Genomic DNA, 16,463 nt, shown 5'->3' with positions numbered 1-16,463 from the left:
AAGCGATTACAGTAGCATATCGAGGCGGGAGACTGATGGCGGACGCGCATCCTCGTGTGCTGGCGGTCATGGCGCATCCGGATGATGTCGAGATCCTGATTGGCGGGACCTTGCTGCATCTGGTGGCCGAAGGCTGGAGCGCCGGTATCATCACCAGGACGGCGGGCGACGGCGGCTCGAACGAGGCGCGGACCAAGGAAGAGATCTCACGCATCCGCCACGCGGAGGCGAAGGCCTCGGCCGATTCCATCGGCGCCTGGTACGCCTGTGCGGGCCTGATGGATGCCGAAGTGTTTGCGAACGCCGAGAGCGTCCGCACCATCGTCGAGCTCCTGAGGACGTTTGCGCCCGACGTCGTGATCACGCATTCGCCCACTGACTACATGGTGGATCACGAAGAGACGTCGCGGACCGTGCGGTCGGCGGTGTTTGCGGCCGCCATACCGCTGTACCAGACGAGACGCGTGCCGCCGGCAAAGCCGGTAGCGGCGACGCCCGTGCTGTATTACGCGGATCCCGTCGAGGGCACGGACCCCATGGGACGACGCCTCTGGCCGGAGTTCTACGTCGACATCAGCGATCGCATCGAAGAGAAGGGCCGTCTGCTGAGCCACCACGCCTCGCAGCGGGAATGGCTGCGCGCCCATCACGGCATCGACGAGTACATAAAGCGTATGACGCAGTGGGCCGCGTCCTACGGCCGGGAATGCGGCGTCGCGCACGCGGAAGGCTTCCGTCAGCACCTTGGTCATGGCTACCCGCGCGCGCCACGGCTGCAGGAAGCGCTGAAGGCCCATATGCGCGCCCGACGGCCATGACGACGTTGCGATGGCTCTGCTGCCTCGGGCTGATGGGGCTGGGCGCCTTCAGCTTCATGACGACGTGCTCCGGCCCTACTGCCACAGCAGTCGGTGCGATGAGGCTCGAGGCGCAGGAAGGGCACCAAGAGCTCTTTCGGGAGGCAGAGGCGCGGCGCCAGGCCGGTGAGCTCGAGAAGGCGCGAGATCTTTACCGTCAGGTGATCCGGCGGAACCCGGACTTCGTCTCCGCGTACCGCTTTCTGGCCGAGACGCTCCTTCGCCTCGGGGAAAGCCGAGAGGCGGTGAGGATCCTGGAAGAGGCGAGGGAGCGGCTCGGGGAGCAGGCAGACCTCCTCCGCGTGCTGGGAGTCGCCTACGGTCCGGAAGGCCGCATCTCCGATTCGGTTCGCACCTTGCGGCGGCTGCTCGAGATCGAGCCGCGCAACCCCACCGCATGGGCCAACCTGGGAGCGTCGCTGGAGCAGCTCGGAAAGCTCGCCGAGGCCCGGAAGGCGTTCGAGAGGGCGCTCGAGCTCGAGCCCTCGCTCCTCTTCGCCCGCAGCCGGTTGGGCCGCCTTCTGCTGATGGCCGGCGACCTGCGGTCTGCCCGGGCGCACCTGGAACGCGCGCTGCAGTTGGATCCCGCCTCCACGGATGCGCGGTATCAGTTGTCGCAGGTGCTGCGGGCGGAGGGCCAGGACGAGAAGGCTGACGTCCTGTTTCATCAGGCCTTCGGCCTGCCGCCTCCAAACGCGCCGGTTTCTCGAGAGACGCTGGCGCGCGGTCGCGAGCTCACTCGTGCGCACTGCGCCAAATGCCACTCGGCACCACGGCCGGATGGCCTGCCGCGCCGAACGTGGCCGGTCGTCTCGGTGTGGATGGGCAATTATCTGGGCTTTCGCCAGACAGCCGAGCCGTTCGCCACCCTCGTGAGCCAGGCCCACATTCCCGAGCAGCCGCTGATCAGCCGCGAAGACTTTCACGCCATCCATCACTACCTGATGGCGTCGGCGCCGTCCGAGCTTCCCGCGCAGGCGGAGAAGCCGGCGTCACGGGACGGGACGAAGTGGTTCCGGGTGTCCTCGCTCGCGTCGGATCACACCGGCTCTGACTTGATCACGCTGGTCCACATCGATTCACGTCGCGGGCGCCTTCTCGTCGGCGAAGGCAACTCACCGAGCCTCGGCTTCTTCACGCGAGAGGGACGGTTCTCGGAGCGTATCGCGTTGCCGAGTCAGCCCGTCGCGGTGCAGACGCGCGACGATGGCTTCGACCTCACGTTGATTGGAGACTTCGACGTGGATCGCCGCCGCGGACAGGTCCTGAGGTTCGAGGAGCGCGACCAAGGCAGGGTCTCGCGGAGCATCGTCGAAGGCTATTTCAGGACGTCGTATGCCGTTGCTGCCGATCTGACCGGGAACGGCAGGGAAGACCTGGTGGTTTGCGGCTTTGGAGACTTCGACCAGGGCCGCTTCGCCTGGTTCGAAAACCTCGGGGGCGGCCGCTATCGCGAGCACGTGCTGATCGACCGCTCTGGCGCGCTGCGCGTGGAGGTCCGCGACTTCACGGGAGACGGCCGCGCGGACCTGTTGGTGTTGCTGGCACAGGCACGGCAGGAGCTGGTCCTCTTCGAGAACCTGGGGAAGGGTGGCTTCCGGGCGCGCCAGTTGCTCGAGCAGTTTCCCGGTTTCGGCTACAACGACTTCCTGGTTGCCGACTTCAACGGCGACGGGGACGAGGATCTCGTCACCGTCAACGGCAACAACATGGAGCTCGATGATCCTCCGCTGCGGCCCTACCACGGGATTCGCCTCTATCTGAACGACGGCAGGATGAACTTCACCGAGAAGTACTTCTATCCGATGTACGGCGCCCTCAGGGCCGTGGCCGGCGACTTCACCGGAGACGGACGCCTGGACGTGGCGGCGGTGTCCTTCTTCCCGGACTGGCGGGCGAAGGCGCCTGAGACGTTCGTCCTGCTGGAGAATCGAGGGGCGCTTCGATTCCGCCCCTTCACGCTCGAGCAGGCCCGGTGGGGGCGATGGCTCGCGCTTCACGCCGGTGATCTGACGGGCGACGGCCGACTGGATCTGGTGCTGGGCAACGCGCCCATGCCGAGGGGCGTTCCACGGGAGCTGCAGCGCCGCTTTCTGGAGGAATCCAGGAAGGTTCCGTCGGTGCTGATTCTCGAGGGCCTGCCGTAGCGCGCGGCTTTTCACCTCGGATGTAGCGCGCGGCCAGGGCCCCTCGCTACACCGCTAATATCCACGCGCGCCGCCGCCGAGGGCGTGCAGATCCACGTGGGCACGTGGAGCATCTGCCCATCGTCCAAGTCGTTCAGGCCCGACTGGGGAACGGCCGAGGAGCATGGACAGCGATGGGCGACGGCGACGTCGATCTGAAGACGTACTTCGCCAGGTTCCAGACGTTGTGTCCCGGCGTCCCTGTGCACATTGAAACAATCTCCGGTGCGAGCCGTGAGTTTCCGTACCTCGAGCGGGACTTCTGGAAGGCCTGGCCGGAGATGCCCGCCAGGCCGTTCGCGCAATTCGTGGCGCTCGCCGAGCGGGGCAAGCCTCGCGAGTCGTGGTCGCCGCCGTCCGGCCAGGAGCGGACCAGCGCGGAGCAGAGATATCAGCGTGCGGAGCTCGAACGCTCGTTGACCTATTGCCGCAACGTTCTGGGGCTGGGGCGCCGGCCCGCCTAGATCCATCGCTGGCGCGGCGGCTGGCCGCGCACCGAAGGAGGCGCTCGTCCATGCCGAATAGAACACCGGAGGCCACCGAGGCGTCCGAGTACTACGTCCAGTACATCAATCTCGTCCCGCGTGAGGACGTTCGATCAGTGTTCGCGGCGCAGCAGCGTGCGATGCAGGAGCTCTTTCGCACGATCTCGGAGGAGCAGTCGACGCATCGTTACGCGGCCGACAAGTGGAGCATCCGCCAGGTCGTCGGGCATCTCAACGATTGTGAGCGGCTGTTCACGTTTCGGGCGTTGTGGTTTGCGAGGGGATTCGATTCGCCCCTCCCGAGCTTCGATCCGGACATTGCCGCGCAGAGCGACGCGTCCGCGAATCGGCTCTGGAGCAGCCTGATCGAGGAGTTTCACCACATTCGTGCGTCGACCATCAGCTTCTTTACCCATTTGCCGCCGGAGGCATGGTCGAGGCGCGGCGTGGCAAACGAGCAGGAGTTCACCGTCCGTGCTCTTGCGCACATCATCGCCGGCCACGTCAACCACCACGCCGCAATCCTGAACGACCGTTACCTTCGGGAGAACGCGCGCTGACCCCCGGTTGCTTCAGCCGCAGCCGCTTTCAATAGCCTCTCGCGACCGCGCGAGAGATCGCGGCCATGGCGCTCGGTAGGGTAAGGAACATCCTCGCCCATCAACCCCGCCCACAGCGCCCGATTGAAGCGCTCCGTGTCGAGATTGTCTTCGCGCTTGAAGTCCTGCCCTTCCATCACTCTCGCCCAGTATTGCGCATCGCGTCTCGGCACCGAGAAGCGCCGAACGCGATCGCTCGGCGACAGGCTGTTCGCCGCGGTGGCCGACGGCACCGGCAACTCGGTCTGACGCAGGATCTCGGGCACGATGGCCGTGTAGGTCCAGTCACGCTGCGACGTGTCGAACACCTCGGTCATGGGATCGGCCAGCGCCACCTGCAGGCCCATTGGCTCGATCCTCAAGATGTCGACGATGGTGCGCAGCATGTTCGGATTCGCGTAGTGCGTCGAGACGACGGCGCCTTGCTTGACGTAAGGGCCGACGACGTAGGCGACGGTCCGCTGTGTGTCCACATGGTCCGCGCCACTCTGCGCATCGTCTTCGATCACGAAGATGAGCGTGTCGTCCGCAAAGGGGCTGCCCGCTACCTTTTCGACGATGAGCCCGAGGGCATAGTCGTTGTCGGCCACCTGTTCGTCCGGCGTGTCCGTGCCGTCGAGCGCCTCGCTGAAGTCGCCCGTGTGGTCGCGGGGCAGCTCGATCAGCATCAGATCGGGCAGCGACCCGTGCTCGACGAACCGGTCGAACTCGTGCTCCCACTCTTTGAAGCGCCAGAAGTCAGGCAGCCTCATGTCGTACTCGCGATAGTACCGATCCGAGACACCCTGCAGCGGGTCCCCTGTAGCGGGGCCCAAGCCCGTTGCCGCCGGGTAGAACACCTGCACACCGGCGCTTCTCGGATCGCGGAGCAGCGCCGGCCGCCCCTGGCCATCCGCCAGGTAGTTCAACGTCCAGTCACCGTAGAATCCGTAGTTGCGCACACTCAGGCCGCCCCGGCGTGCCGCGTCCCAGATGTAGCCCTTGCCGTGGTCACCGTCCGGTCCGTCGAGCGCCGCCACATCCGCGGTGCCGGGCAGGAGGTCCGGATCGCTCGGCACGTTCGGATTCACTGCCCGCCGCTCTTCGAGCGTCCGCTGCGCCACGTTAATGTTGCGGTTCATGCCCTCATAGTCGTAGCTCGCGCCACGCCCAGCGTAATTGACCGCAATAGTCTTCTCGGTGAAGTCGCTCGTGCGCCCCGCGGTGCTCCACACCCAGCCGTCGCCGCTCACGGAGCCGCTGCAGTAGGTGTTGTCCAATGTCACGAACTGGCGGGCCAACGCGTGATGGTTCGGCGTGATCGGTTCGGGGAACATCGTGAGCGAAGGATCGCCATTACCGCGGTCAAGGTCGCCGAGCACCTGATCGTACGTCCGGTTCTCCTTGATGATGTAGATCACGTGCTTGATCTTCCTACTCAGGAACGCCATCGTCCGGTCCTTGCGGACGAGCTCGTGTTCCTTGACGCCGTTGTTGAACAAGGCTTGCCGCGTCAGATCGGCCAACACGCCCGGCGAAGGCATCGGCACAGTGAGCAGCCCGGCCCGTCGCTTCTGCAGCACGTACTGGTTCCTGTCGGTTGTGTTAGTGGAGCCCGCGGGTGCGAGCGCATTGACGACGTACATGTGGCTGCCGTCAGCGGACACGCTCACTGAGTTGGGATACCAGCCCGTAGGAATGAGGCCGATCGACGTCGAACGCCTTCGCGCGAGCGTCTGCGCGTTGGTGCTGCCGTGGCGCTCCTCGTCCTCGTCCTCGTCCTCCTCGTCCTCGCGATCCAGGGGGACGACCGCTACCGAGTTGGTGCCGCCCATTGTCACGAACAGCAGGTCTTCGTTGGGCGAGAGGGCCAGACTGTTCGGATGACTGCCGGTGAACTGTGTCTTGTTCTTCGAAGCCTTGAATTGGTCGTTGAGATCGACTTCGTGCTCGATGCGATCGACCACGGTGTCGACGACCGCCACAGAATCGCTGTTATCCAGCGCTACGAACAGGCGCTCCTGTGCGCGGTCGAGCAGCATGCGGTTCGGGTTTCCCCCGACTTCGATGCGCTTGGTGATCCCCAACCGGTCGTCTGCCAGATCCAGCACGACGATTTCGCGGTCGCGCAGACTGGATACATACGCCTTCGAATCGCCCTTGATCACGATCCAGATCGGGAACTCGCCGCCGGGAACGCCTGACCTCGCGGCGTTGTTCTTGCCCGGCCGGAGGTCACGCTCTGCGACGACCACTCGCCGCTGGAGGTCAATGAGGGATACCGAGTCGTTTTCCAGGTTCGCCACCAGCAGTCTGCCACCGTCCGGGCTTACCGCCAGGCCTGCGGCCATCGGCGGTGTGTCGAGGCCAAGACCGCTGGTGTGCCGGAGCGGAATCGGCGGCCCGGACTCTTGCCAAGCGTTACCGCTTCTGGCAAACACGTGGACGTTGTCGTCCCGGCCACCCGCGACGTAGAACCGTTCGCCCGATGGATCCCACTCCAGGCCGAGAAACGTGTTCGGAACGCGAATCACCTGCTGCTTCACCGGTGGCCCGGCGGAGATGTCATAGACAAACACGTACTCGTCGAAGACGAACGACGGGTCGTTCCCAGATGGCAGATCCCAATAGTTGTAGCCGCTCGTGAGCACGAGCAACGTCCGGCCATCTGGGCTCGTCGCGGTCGTCACGGCGTTGTTCGCCCGGATGGTCGGCTCTGCTGCCACCTCCGGATCGAGCGCTTCGAAGATGGAGCCCGGAGCTGCGGTAGGTGTGATGCGCGCGCCTGTGGGGACCTTGGGTCCGACAATGAAATGGTCGGCCTCTGGCGGTGCGCCAGCCGTGATGCTGCCGAGCGCCATTATGAGCGCGGCCACGTGGACGGCGCGGAGACGCAGAGTCGATCCGTCGCGGGATGCCCGGATGGTCAATCGCATACGCTTCTTCTCCTTGGCGAATGTGGATCCCAGTGTGGTAGAGCGTGGTGCGACTCGCTCTCAGGCTGCATCGGACACATGACGTGTGGGCTGGATCGCCGGCGTGTGCCATGAGAACCGCGCGGAGGCGGTTCCCATGGCAGCCGACATCAGGATCTCCCACTGATCAGTTGTCGTCCTTCGTGCCTGCCGAAGTCTTGTTCCGCGGAGTGGGATACGGCTTGTCGCCCATCAGACCTTTCCAGAGCACGCGATTGAATTGGGCGGGCGGGACCTGGTCGGCTCCCGAGAAGTCGAAATCGGCCGTGACCGCGTCCCAGTAGGCGGCGTCGTGCTTGGGCTTGACGACCGGACCCGCGGCAAACTTCACGCCCGCGCCTTCGTCCGGCAACACCGTCGTGGTCGATAGAACCGTCGAAGCCTCGGCGGTATAGGTCCAGCGGCCCGACGAGCGGATGTCGAACACGTCGGTCATCGGTCGCTGGAACGCCGTGTTGAGGTTGATGTGCTTGGTGCCCAGAATGTCCTCGATGGTGCGCAGGGCGTTGACCTGGCTGTAGCGGCCGCTCACCACCGCGCCCTTCTTCACATATGGGCCGACCACGAACGCGGTGCCGCGATGCGAATCCACGTGGTCGGGGCCATCCTGTACGTCGTCCTCGATGACGATGAACAACGTGTCCGACGCGTAGCGGCTGTTGGCCACGGCCTCGATCATCAGGCCCATCGCGTAATCGCAATCGGCTTGCTGCGTCTCGGGTGTGTTCACGCCGCCGAGCGCCGTCCCGAAGCTGCCCATGTGATCGTGGCTGATACGGACCAGCGAGAGGCTCGGCAGGTTGCCATCGGCGACGAACTGGTCGAACTCCCGCTTCCACTCGTTGTAGCGCCACAGATCCGGATAGTTCTGGTCGTAGCCGCGGAAGTAGACATCCGTGAACGGAGCCAGCGCGGGATCGAGGGCAGCGACCTGGACGACGCCGGCCGCGAACGGATCCGCCACCGGCGCCTCCTTCGTGCCGATGCTGCCGATGTTGTTCGTAAGGAATCCGTAGTTGCGGACCGTTCCGCCGGCATTGAGCACCGCGTTGAAGATGTAGCCATCCTCGGTGCCGAACGGCGCGTCGCTCGACGCATGGTTGGCGGCGCTGGTCAACACGTTCGCGGTGCCGCCGGGCAGGTTGGCTGTCCGGTCGCTGTAGCTGGTGGTGCCTTCCGGTCCCGCGACCGCGTCACGCTCGGCAACGCTCGCGTAGTTCACCGGCACGCCGCGGTTCTTGCCCTCGCTTTCATAGGAGAGTCCGCGGTTGACGGCCGCGTAGTTGATCTGCTGCGTGAGCGATTCGGTCTTGGTGACGCGTCCTTGCAGCGACCACGACCACCCGTCCATGCTCCCGTCGCCCGGGTTCATGAAGTTGTCCAGCGTGACGAATTGGGTCGAGAGATTGTGGTTGTTTGGCGTGAGCGCGGCGCCGAACTGCACGAGGCTCGGGTCGGCGTTCGCGCCGTTGGTCAAGTCGCCGAGCACTTGATCGAACGTGCGGTTCTCCTTCACCACGTAGATCACGTGCTTGATGCGCTTGCGGAGGAAGCCCATCACCCTCTCGTCTCGCTGTGTGATCTGTGTCGTGTAGAAGTTGTTGTTGGCGACCTGGTCCGTCAACTCCTTCAGACGACCGAAGTGCGGCACGGGTGCGCTGACGAGCGAGGCCCGCTCCAGTTGAAACTGGTACTGGTTCGACGCTCTCGACCTGGCCTCCGCCGCAGCATTGCCGCCTGGGTACTCGATGCTGGTCATGTCGGACGTCGCGCCGGACAGGTGCTCGGGGTTCGGTCCGGTGACGCTCTTGCCGCTGACGATGTACATCTGCCTGCCATCGACGCTGAACGTGATGTCGTGCGGCTCGTACGCGGTTGGAATCAGACCGATGACCCGGTTTGCCTTCCCACCCGCCAGCGCGATCACCGCGATGGAGTTCGAGCCGCTGTTGACCGCGTACAGCCTGTCGCCATCGGGAGAGAGTGTCACGGCAGACGTGCTGGCGCCCGTGTGCTTCCCGGCCAGCATGCCGGCCGGAGCACGCGCGTCGATCTTGGCGACGACTGTGTTGCTCGATGTATCGATGACCGCCACCTGGTCGGCATTGTCCTGCGCCACGTAGAGCCTCGACTGCGGTGCGTCCAGCGTCATCCCGAGCGCGTTGCCGTCGAGCGTGATGCGCGCGGTCAGGCGGCCCTCGGTGGGGGAGGACACGTCGACCACCACCACTTCCCGGTCGCGGTCTGACGACACATACGCGGTGTCATTGCCCTTGATGACGACGCCGAAGGGGAAGGTGCCGCCTTTGGCTCCGGGCTGTCCCTCGTTGTTGGCGAAGTACGGGCGGAGATCATGCTCGTACCGGACGGTGCGGCTGGCCGTGTCGATCACCGTGATGGAGTCGTTGTAGTTGTTGGCCACGACCAGCGTTTGGCCGTCGGCCGAGATGCCGAGGCCGCTGGCGTTCGGCTGGACGTTGATCCCGACGCCCTTGTTGCGGGCGCTGCCCGTCGAGCCGGGCTCGACGTGTCCCAGCGGAATCGGCCCGGCAGACGCGAAGCCGCGGTCGCCTTTCGTATAGACGTAAACGGCGTCGTCGGCGCCGCCCGTCGCATAGAGCGTGTTGCCGTCGGGCGAGAAAACCAGACCCACGTGCGAGTTGACCTGCTGGAGGACCTGTGTGAGCGCCGGCCTGGACTGGTTCTGCCCCTCCACGTTGTAGAGAAAGATGAACTGCGTCGACGCGGCAACATCGACGGCGCCGTCAGGCTTGTAGAGCGAGTTCTGGCCCGCGGTGATTACCGCCAGCGTCGTGCCGTCGGGACTGAGCTGCGAACGCACGGCCTCGCCGGCAATGAAGCTCGGGTATGCGGAGAGACCCGGGTTCAGATGTTGCTGAACCGAATGGCGGATAGCCGTGGGCGTGACGGACTGACCCGAGGGCAGCTGGACCACGGGATGCGGCTTCTGACCCTCGTCGTCATCATCGCCCTGGCGGCGATCCTGATCTTGAAGCTGGACATCATCTACAGGAGGCTCCTGCAGATCAGCTCGCGCAGGCAGCAGGATCAGTGCTGCCAAGATGAGTACGCTCAACATGGAACCTTGCAGCGGGCGCTTCGTCATGGACATCCCTTCCGAGTGATCTTCGGCGTTGACGAACGCCACGGACGTCGGCCTGGTTCGCAGACGCCTGGCGTGCGCGTTGTGGAGGCGAACGCGCGACACGATATGCTCCCTGTGTGACTCCACTGTGATCGCGGCAACAAGCGCGCGTAAATTGCACGACCCGTGTCAGGCTCACACCGTCAATTGCAGAGTTGCTCAGAACAACGCGGAGAGCGCCGCAAAGACGCTGCGGCCAGGAGCGTCCACACCGGACCCGTGCACGCGGTAATTACGGTCGAGGGCATTCATCAGCGCGACCGTGGCGCTCAGATGCCGCGTGATAACGAGCCCCGCCCTCAGATTGATGGCCACGAACCCGCGTGTGTCCGTGTAGAGCGGCACAGGCGTGGAGTCGTCCACGACAGTGACGCCGTTGATCGTGGCGCCGATGGGCAGCACGCGATCGCTGATCTGCGCCGCCGTTTCTCCCGTCGGGCCGAAGAGATCGTCGGCCGTGCCCGGCAGACCGTCGGCGCCAGGCTGGACGTAGGGGCCGATGCGCCCGCTCTGGAAGAAGTCGGCGATGTCGCTTCGCCGCCGCGCCGCGCCGATGCGCTCGTCACTCAGATCGCCGCCGCTCAGCTCGTCCTGCGCCGCGCTGAAGAGCGCGGTGGCTTCGACCCATGACAGCAGGCCGCCCGGCTGATAGCGAACGGTGAGCCCGCCTTGTTGAGGAGGCAACCGGCGGACGGGACGTGTGGGGCTCAGGTCGTGTCCCACGACGTGCGAGTAATTGGCGTCCAGCGACCATTGTCCGGGCCGGTAGCGCGCCACCGCGTCGGCGCCGTAATAGCGGGCGCGCCCCTCGTTGACGAACGCCTTGACGGCGCGCGGATCGAAGCTCGTCGCCACGCTGACGACGCCCTGGTCGGCCTGGGCCGCCGTCTGGGCAAGAGGTGTGACAGGTACGCCCGCCAGCGCGGATGGGACCGCGTCGGCCGGAAACAGCAGCGTGCGGCGCACGATCGGCGACTCCAGCTCCGCGTCGAATCCCTGCACGCGCAGATAGAGCCGGTCCCAATTGAGCGCGACACCCAGCTCGTAGTTCATCAACTGGTCCTGCAGGAACAGACCCGTGGTCGTGTAGCGCGAGCCGTTTGGATAGAGGGCACGCTGCTGGACGGTGATGGCCGAGGCGGGATCCGTCTCGTCGCGGCGCGCGTCGACGTGCTCGTCGTACACCTCGCCGCCGAACACCAGAGCGTGTCGTGACCCAAGGTGCGCGCCCGCCTGCATCGCGTAACCACGCGCGTTAACCCCCACCTCGTCTACGACGACTGGATCCGTCGGAAGGAGGTTCTGACGTGTGGACCCGTCGTCTTGCGCGTTCACCGAGAACGTGGCGCTCAACCAATCGAGCCGGGCGATGTCCAGACGTTCGTAGCGCGCGTACAGCAGCTGCAGGCGTTGCGGATCGAACGCGGACTGCAGCCGCCCGAGGCCGCCCCACAGATCCTTGTAACCGTGGACCTTGTCTTGGTCGCTCCGTTGGTACCACGCGGTGAGGTTCTGATCGGTCCCAAGACGCGCCGTGCCCTTGGCGGAGATCGCCGACTGCGTGAAGCCCGTGTCCAGATGACGATCGCCGAGCAAGCCGTCGATCTGGTCGTCGTTCAGACCGAACAGACGGTGCAAGACGTGATGAGAGTCGCGTCCATCCCCGGCGCGCAGATCGCCAAGCTCCCGGCGTGAGACGCCCAGCATGGCCGCGGAGGAACACCGATCCGTCCGCGCCGCGCGACTCGTCGGCGCTTGCCGCGAACAGGTCGACGGCCCCCGTCGTCATCCAGCCGCCGTTCGTGCTGAAGTGGACGTCCGGCGTCACCACCTGGATAGCCCCGCCCATCGCGTCACTGCCAAACTGCGCGCTGGCGGGCCCGAGCATGGCCTCGATACGCTCGCCCTGGCTGGGATCGACGAGCGCGAGGTACTGGTTCGGTCCCGAACGAAAGGTCGTGTTGTTCAAACGCACGCCGTCGACGAGGTTGAGTACCTGATATCCGGTGAGGCCGCGGAGAAATGGGGATACCTGGCCGTAGGTGCTCTGCTGCACCATCACGCCGGCCGCCCCTTCAAGGGCATTGCCGATGGTGGCCAGCGGCCGCTGGCGGAAGTCGCTTGCCGTGCGCACCGTCACGATAGGCCCTGTGCGATCGACGTCGGTCATCGTGCCGCGCTCGGCGGTGACGGTGACCTCGCTCTGAAACGGCGCGAGGCCGAGCACGACGCGCACTGGATCCGCTCGCGCACCGTCGAGATCGAATCGCCCGCGGCGATTCTCGAACGGGTAGGCGCTGACGTCCAGCCAATACGAGCCCGGCGGTAACACGTCGAGGGCGAACGATCCATCGGCCGCCGTCGCCGTGTCCTGGAGCGGCGCGCCCTGCGCCGTCCGGACCGTCAGCCGCGCCCCCGAGACGGCACCGCCCGACTTATCAACGACAACGCCGTGGTGCCAACGCGTCCCTTCTTGCGCTTGTGCTAGGTCGACGCGCAAGAGCGGGATCAGCGCAAGGCCGATCCCGAAGAGCAGACGTGTGGATAGTGTGGACATCGGACCCCGCAAATTGAAGCGGAGTCGAAGACTACAGGTCGGAGGTAACAGAAATCCGACAGCGAGGTCACGCGGATACAAACTCTGCGCAACATTTCGTGCAGCACGTGCCGGCTATGGCAGAGCTTTTGAGGCTCACCCGAGCCGTAGATCTCGTGATAGAGCTTGATGCCGTTCACGTCAGCGTAGCCGCTTCTCGCCGGTGTCATTTCCGCCTCCGTTGCTGGGCGCTGCTCGGAGCCTGCGCGGCCTCATAGCGGTCGTGATGGCGCCACCAGCTATAGCGTGGGCCTTTCGGCCATCCTTCGGGAGAGACCTCCCAGTCTTCCTGCCGGCCGTAGGGCGTGATGTCGAGGTAGCTGAAGCTCGAGCCTATGTGCTCGACACCGCGCTGGTCGGTGAAATAGGTGTGGTACACCTCGTCACCGTCGCGGAGGAAGACGCTCATGCCGAACATTTCACCATCCTGATAGACACCCGCTTGCGGGCTCTCGGGCCCGACGCCGAAGTCGTGGTTGAAGTCGCTCCCGTACGAGGAGTACCAGGGCATCGTCCATCCCATTCGTTTCTTGAATGGCTCGATCCTCTCGAGCGGCGCCCGCGACACGAGCACGCGCGTAATGTCGCGGGCATGCAAGTGGGCGGGGTGGCCCATGTTGTCGACCACCAGCGAGCAGCCGTCACAGCCCTCCGTCTGATTCGGGCCGAACATGAAGTGGTAGAGGACGAGCTGATGGCGGCCGTCGAACAGATCCACGAGCGTCGCTTTGCTCTGTGGTCCTTCGAAGACGTACTTCTTCTCGATCTTGACCATCGGCAACCGGCGACGCTCGGCGTTCAACGCATCCCCCGCACGGGTGTGCGCCTTTTCCTTCGCGAGGAGCGCCTCGCGCGCTGCACGCCACTCCTCCCGCGACACCACCTTGGGTAGGCTTCTCGGCTCGGTCATTGTCTCAACTCCTTGCACATACATGCCCCCCTCCCGGGATGGTCATACTCCGCTCGTCCCGAACTTGCTCCAGGCTGAGCTGTTGCGTGAGGTGCAGCGCGCGGCCAGGCACGTCCGAGGCTAAAATCCTCCCATATTTCTGGAGGTGCCCATGCGTCGGACGATGATAGTCGTTCTTCTGCTCCTCTCCGGAGCTGTCCTATCCGCCCATATTCCCATGACGCCGTTCATCGAAAGAATTGTGAAGCCAGATCAACTGGACGAGGTGATCGGCGAGGCAGACGTGCTGTTCGTCGCCGCGCCGCACACAGAGAGAAGCCACCACATGATCGGCCCTGCTCAATTCGCGCGCATGAAACAGGGCTCGTATTTCATTGCCGTGAGCCGCGGGGCCCTCTATGACCTGGAAGCTTGACAACGTGATCATCACGCCGCACATTGCCGGCCGCTCGGATCTGGATCGCGAGCGGATGTCCGGTACGGTCAAGTCCAACATTCGGCGCTTTGCCGAGGGCTTGCCGCTGATCAATGTGGTCGACAAACGCAAAGGCTATTAATGGCCTGTATCCGCTGAATCAGTAGCGCGCGGGGATAGAGGAGGTGTAGCGAGGGGCCTTCAGAGCCTGTGAAGAATTCACGTAGGGGCCGCCTTCAGGCGGCCCATTGCCGGCGAGTTTGGGCCCTGTCGGCCATGCAGGTCCGCCTGAAGGCGGACCCCACGAATGTGTTCACACGCTCTTCAGGCCCTCGCTACGGACAGGGGAGAGCGCGGTCCAATACGTGACTGATTCAGCGGTTACAGTCCACCAGGGTTCCATCCAATCAGGCCTCGCTCCCGTCCGCGGCATACAGCACAAGATGAGCACCTTCCTCGCCACTCGTGATGTGCAGCGCGCTGGCACCCCGTTCACGCTGCTCCAGAAATCGGGTGATGCCTCGCAGTACGGGTGATTGACCTCGTCGACGATAGTGCGGATGTTGGCCGGATCGGCCGCCAGGCCCCAGTGGTTCTCGATCGTCACGCGGATGTCCCGCGCTCCGCCGGCGTCGGCCATCTCCTTGTACGACTCGATCGTGGCGGCGAGCATCGGCACCACGTCGATGTTGCGGGGGTAGCCGTCGCCCGGGCCGCGGGCGATGGCATTCGGCCGGATGCTGGGCCCGAGTGCCCGCGGCGAGTTCATCCGCATCGACTTGATGCCGAGGACGGCACAGCCTTCCAGCCACCGCTTGGCCATGGCGACGCCGGCCTTGCGCCGCGCGTCTGCCTCGGGCGAGCCGTACGAGGCAAGCTCAAACGGGGCGTTGTTGGAGATGTGCTGCACCTTCGTCCCCGTCTTGACGAGGATGTTGGCCAGCGTGTCCAGCCACTTCCGGCCGGACGGGCTCAGGGGGTCGAAGCCGCCGGGCCGGCCGTTCTCCGGCGGGAAGAACATCGAGTCGTCGGTCACGTCGCCGAACAGCGCGGAGCGCATGTCCATCCGGGTCACGCCGGGGAACGTGTCCTTGGTGAACTGCGGGAAGTCGAGCAACGTGATCTCGCCGTACTTCGCTTTCATCTCCGGGGCGCTCGGCAGGTGCGCCCGCGCGGCCCGTGCCTTCTCGGCCACGGCCAGGGCCTCGGCCGCATTCGGATCGGCGGCGACCGCCTCGGCGTCTTCCGGAAAGTCTCCCCGTCTGCGGCCAACCGCTCGAGCGGTCCCGCCTCCACCGGTCGATGACGCCGTGCGTTGCTTGAACAGCGGCCGTAGCGGATAGGTGTTGCTGGCGAGGCGATCGAGCGCGGCCTTGCGCGCCTGTTCCTGTGCGGCCGCGGCCTCGCGCGGCGAGCGCAGGAGGGCGGCGGCGGTGACGCCTGCGCCGGCACTCTTGAGGAAATGACGACGGTCCAACTCGTTGAGGTCCGTAGGGGTGGTGTCCACGTATATGTTCTCCCAGGACGCGTGTCCCTCATGCGGCGCGCCGCACCCCGCCGAGGCGGCCCGCTGGTGTGCGCGACGTGCCATGCGTATGTACGTGCCATGGATACGACGCACCGTCGCGGAGCGTGTCGTCAGAGCGAAGGGACGCGCGGGGCCGCGGCTCGAGTCAAGGCGCGAGGCGTCTCGCGACCGGCGGTGATCCATTCAGGACCTCCGCCGGAGCGGCTGCAGCTCGAACCGGCGGACGAGGATCTCGAAGCCTTCCGATTCCAGAAGGATCTTGCCGGCGGAGGGGAGCGCATCGTAGCACTCGTTGACCGTGACGCCGTTCACGATGTTGGTGATCCGATCGCCGTCGCAGATGCATTCGACGCGCGTCCACTCGCCCAGCGGGCTTTCGACGTCCCACCGCCCGCGCGTGTCGATCACCTCGTCGAACTCCGGATCGTGCTCCGACCACCAGAACTGCTTGCCCGAGTACACCGTCGGCGTTCCGCCCTTCTTCCAGCGGGTGCGGTCGTCCGGGCCCAGCGTCGTGTCACTGGTGATGGTCACCGGAATGATCGAGCCGTCCTCGTCTTTGCCGCGAATGACGATGAAGTCGCCGACACACCCTTGGGCGATCTGGCACTCGATGGAGCCATCCAGGGGCTGCGATTGCCGTCCGGACCCACGGCGTGCAGCAGGATGCCGGAGTTCCTCACCGTCTTGGCGCCGTACGTGTTCTCTCCCCACGTGTACTCGACCACGAGGTGATAGTCCCTGTAGGCCTGGCGCGTGCCCAGGTA

Annotated in this window: 12 protein-coding genes; 5 read left to right on the top strand and 7 right to left on the bottom strand. The window is 65.2% G+C overall.

What is annotated here, in order from left to right:
• The first annotated feature begins 35 nt into the window (after positions 1–35).
• The 4 genes from GEV06_21775 to GEV06_21760 all read left to right on the top strand — a co-directional run bounded on the left by GEV06_21775 (position 36) and on the right by GEV06_21760 (position 4,088).
• Positions 36–818 (top strand): PIG-L family deacetylase, encoded by a 783-nt coding sequence (locus tag GEV06_21775; GenBank protein MPZ20517.1) that lies wholly within the window; start codon positions 36–38, stop codon positions 816–818.
• A complete protein-coding gene (locus tag GEV06_21770) occupies positions 707–3,004 on the top strand; it encodes a tetratricopeptide repeat protein (GenBank protein ID MPZ20516.1) in 2,298 nt (765 codons plus the stop codon). The genes GEV06_21775 and GEV06_21770 overlap by 112 nt, the downstream gene beginning before the upstream one ends.
• Positions 3,005–3,108: 104 nt before the next feature.
• Positions 3,109–3,507, top strand: coding sequence for a hypothetical protein (locus tag GEV06_21765; GenBank protein MPZ20515.1), 399 nt, complete (start codon positions 3,109–3,111; stop codon positions 3,505–3,507).
• 50 nt (positions 3,508–3,557) lie between these two features.
• Entirely contained in the window at positions 3,558–4,088 is a 531-nt protein-coding gene (locus tag GEV06_21760) for a DUF664 domain-containing protein (GenBank protein MPZ20514.1), read from the top strand.
• Here GEV06_21760 and GEV06_21755 read toward each other — a convergent pair.
• The 5 genes from GEV06_21755 to GEV06_21735 all read right to left on the bottom strand — a co-directional run bounded on the left by GEV06_21755 (position 4,064) and on the right by GEV06_21735 (position 13,753).
• Complete coding sequence (locus tag GEV06_21755; protein ID MPZ20513.1) at positions 4,064–6,967, bottom strand: beta-propeller fold lactonase family protein; 2,904 nt, start codon at positions 6,965–6,967, stop codon at positions 4,064–4,066. The two genes, GEV06_21760 and GEV06_21755, sit on opposite strands and share 25 nt — an antisense overlap.
• A 241-nt stretch (positions 6,968–7,208) precedes the next feature.
• The gene (locus GEV06_21750) at positions 7,209–10,181 is read right to left on the bottom strand and encodes a beta-propeller fold lactonase family protein (GenBank protein ID MPZ20512.1); all 2,973 of its coding nucleotides are present in this window, start codon (positions 10,179–10,181) and stop codon (positions 7,209–7,211) included.
• A 225-nt stretch (positions 10,182–10,406) separates the two neighbouring features.
• Positions 10,407–11,954, bottom strand: coding sequence for a TonB-dependent receptor (locus tag GEV06_21745; protein MPZ20511.1), 1,548 nt, complete (start codon positions 11,952–11,954; stop codon positions 10,407–10,409).
• Entirely contained in the window at positions 11,503–12,804 is a 1,302-nt protein-coding gene (locus GEV06_21740; GenBank protein ID MPZ20510.1) for a TonB-dependent receptor plug domain-containing protein, read from the bottom strand. Before GEV06_21740 ends, GEV06_21745 begins: the two co-directional genes overlap by 452 nt.
• Before the next feature lie 205 nt (positions 12,805–13,009).
• A complete protein-coding gene (locus GEV06_21735; GenBank protein ID MPZ20509.1) occupies positions 13,010–13,753 on the bottom strand; it encodes a DUF899 domain-containing protein in 744 nt (247 codons plus the stop codon).
• Positions 13,754–13,904: 151 nt separating this feature from the next.
• On the opposite strand from GEV06_21735, the gene GEV06_21730 reads away from it, so the two are divergent.
• Positions 13,905–14,168 (top strand): hypothetical protein, encoded by a 264-nt coding sequence (locus GEV06_21730; GenBank protein ID MPZ20508.1) that lies wholly within the window; start codon positions 13,905–13,907, stop codon positions 14,166–14,168.
• Positions 14,169–14,481: 313 nt separating this feature from the next.
• Here the strand turns inward: GEV06_21730 and GEV06_21725 are convergent, their stop codons facing one another.
• A complete protein-coding gene (locus GEV06_21725; protein ID MPZ20507.1) occupies positions 14,482–15,879 on the bottom strand; it encodes a TIM barrel protein in 1,398 nt (465 codons plus the stop codon).
• Entirely contained in the window at positions 15,880–16,410 is a 531-nt protein-coding gene (locus tag GEV06_21720) for a DUF1080 domain-containing protein (GenBank protein MPZ20506.1), read from the bottom strand.
• Between the last annotated feature and the right edge of the window lie 53 nt (positions 16,411–16,463).

The organism is Luteitalea sp. (assembly GCA_009377605.1).
Lineage (GTDB): Bacteria > Acidobacteriota > Vicinamibacteria > Vicinamibacterales > Vicinamibacteraceae > WHTT01.
Note: the sequence above shows the minus strand (reverse complement) of the source record. Positions and strands in the feature narration are given on the sequence as shown.

Coding starts and splice junctions, on each gene's coding strand:
- GEV06_21745 (MPZ20511.1), bottom strand. CDS start 11,954: ATGCTGGGCGTCTCACGCCGGGAGCTTGGCGATCTGCGCGCCGGGGAT.
- GEV06_21775 (MPZ20517.1), top strand. CDS start 36: ATGGCGGACGCGCATCCTCGTGTGCTGGCGGTCATGGCGCATCCGGAT.
- GEV06_21735 (MPZ20509.1), bottom strand. CDS start 13,753: ATGACCGAGCCGAGAAGCCTACCCAAGGTGGTGTCGCGGGAGGAGTGG.
- GEV06_21755 (MPZ20513.1), bottom strand. CDS start 6,967: ATGGCGCTCGGCAGCATCACGGCTGGCGCACCGCCAGAGGCCGACCAT.
- GEV06_21730 (MPZ20508.1), top strand. CDS start 13,905: ATGCGTCGGACGATGATAGTCGTTCTTCTGCTCCTCTCCGGAGCTGTC.
- GEV06_21750 (MPZ20512.1), bottom strand. CDS start 10,181: ATGTTGAGCGTACTCATCTTGGCAGCACTGATCCTGCTGCCTGCGCGA.
- GEV06_21740 (MPZ20510.1), bottom strand. CDS start 12,804: ATGTCCACACTATCCACACGTCTGCTCTTCGGGATCGGCCTTGCGCTG.
- GEV06_21770 (MPZ20516.1), top strand. CDS start 707: ATGCGGCGTCGCGCACGCGGAAGGCTTCCGTCAGCACCTTGGTCATGG.
- GEV06_21725 (MPZ20507.1), bottom strand. CDS start 15,879: ATGGATCACCGCCGGTCGCGAGACGCCTCGCGCCTTGACTCGAGCCGC.
- GEV06_21760 (MPZ20514.1), top strand. CDS start 3,558: ATGCCGAATAGAACACCGGAGGCCACCGAGGCGTCCGAGTACTACGTC.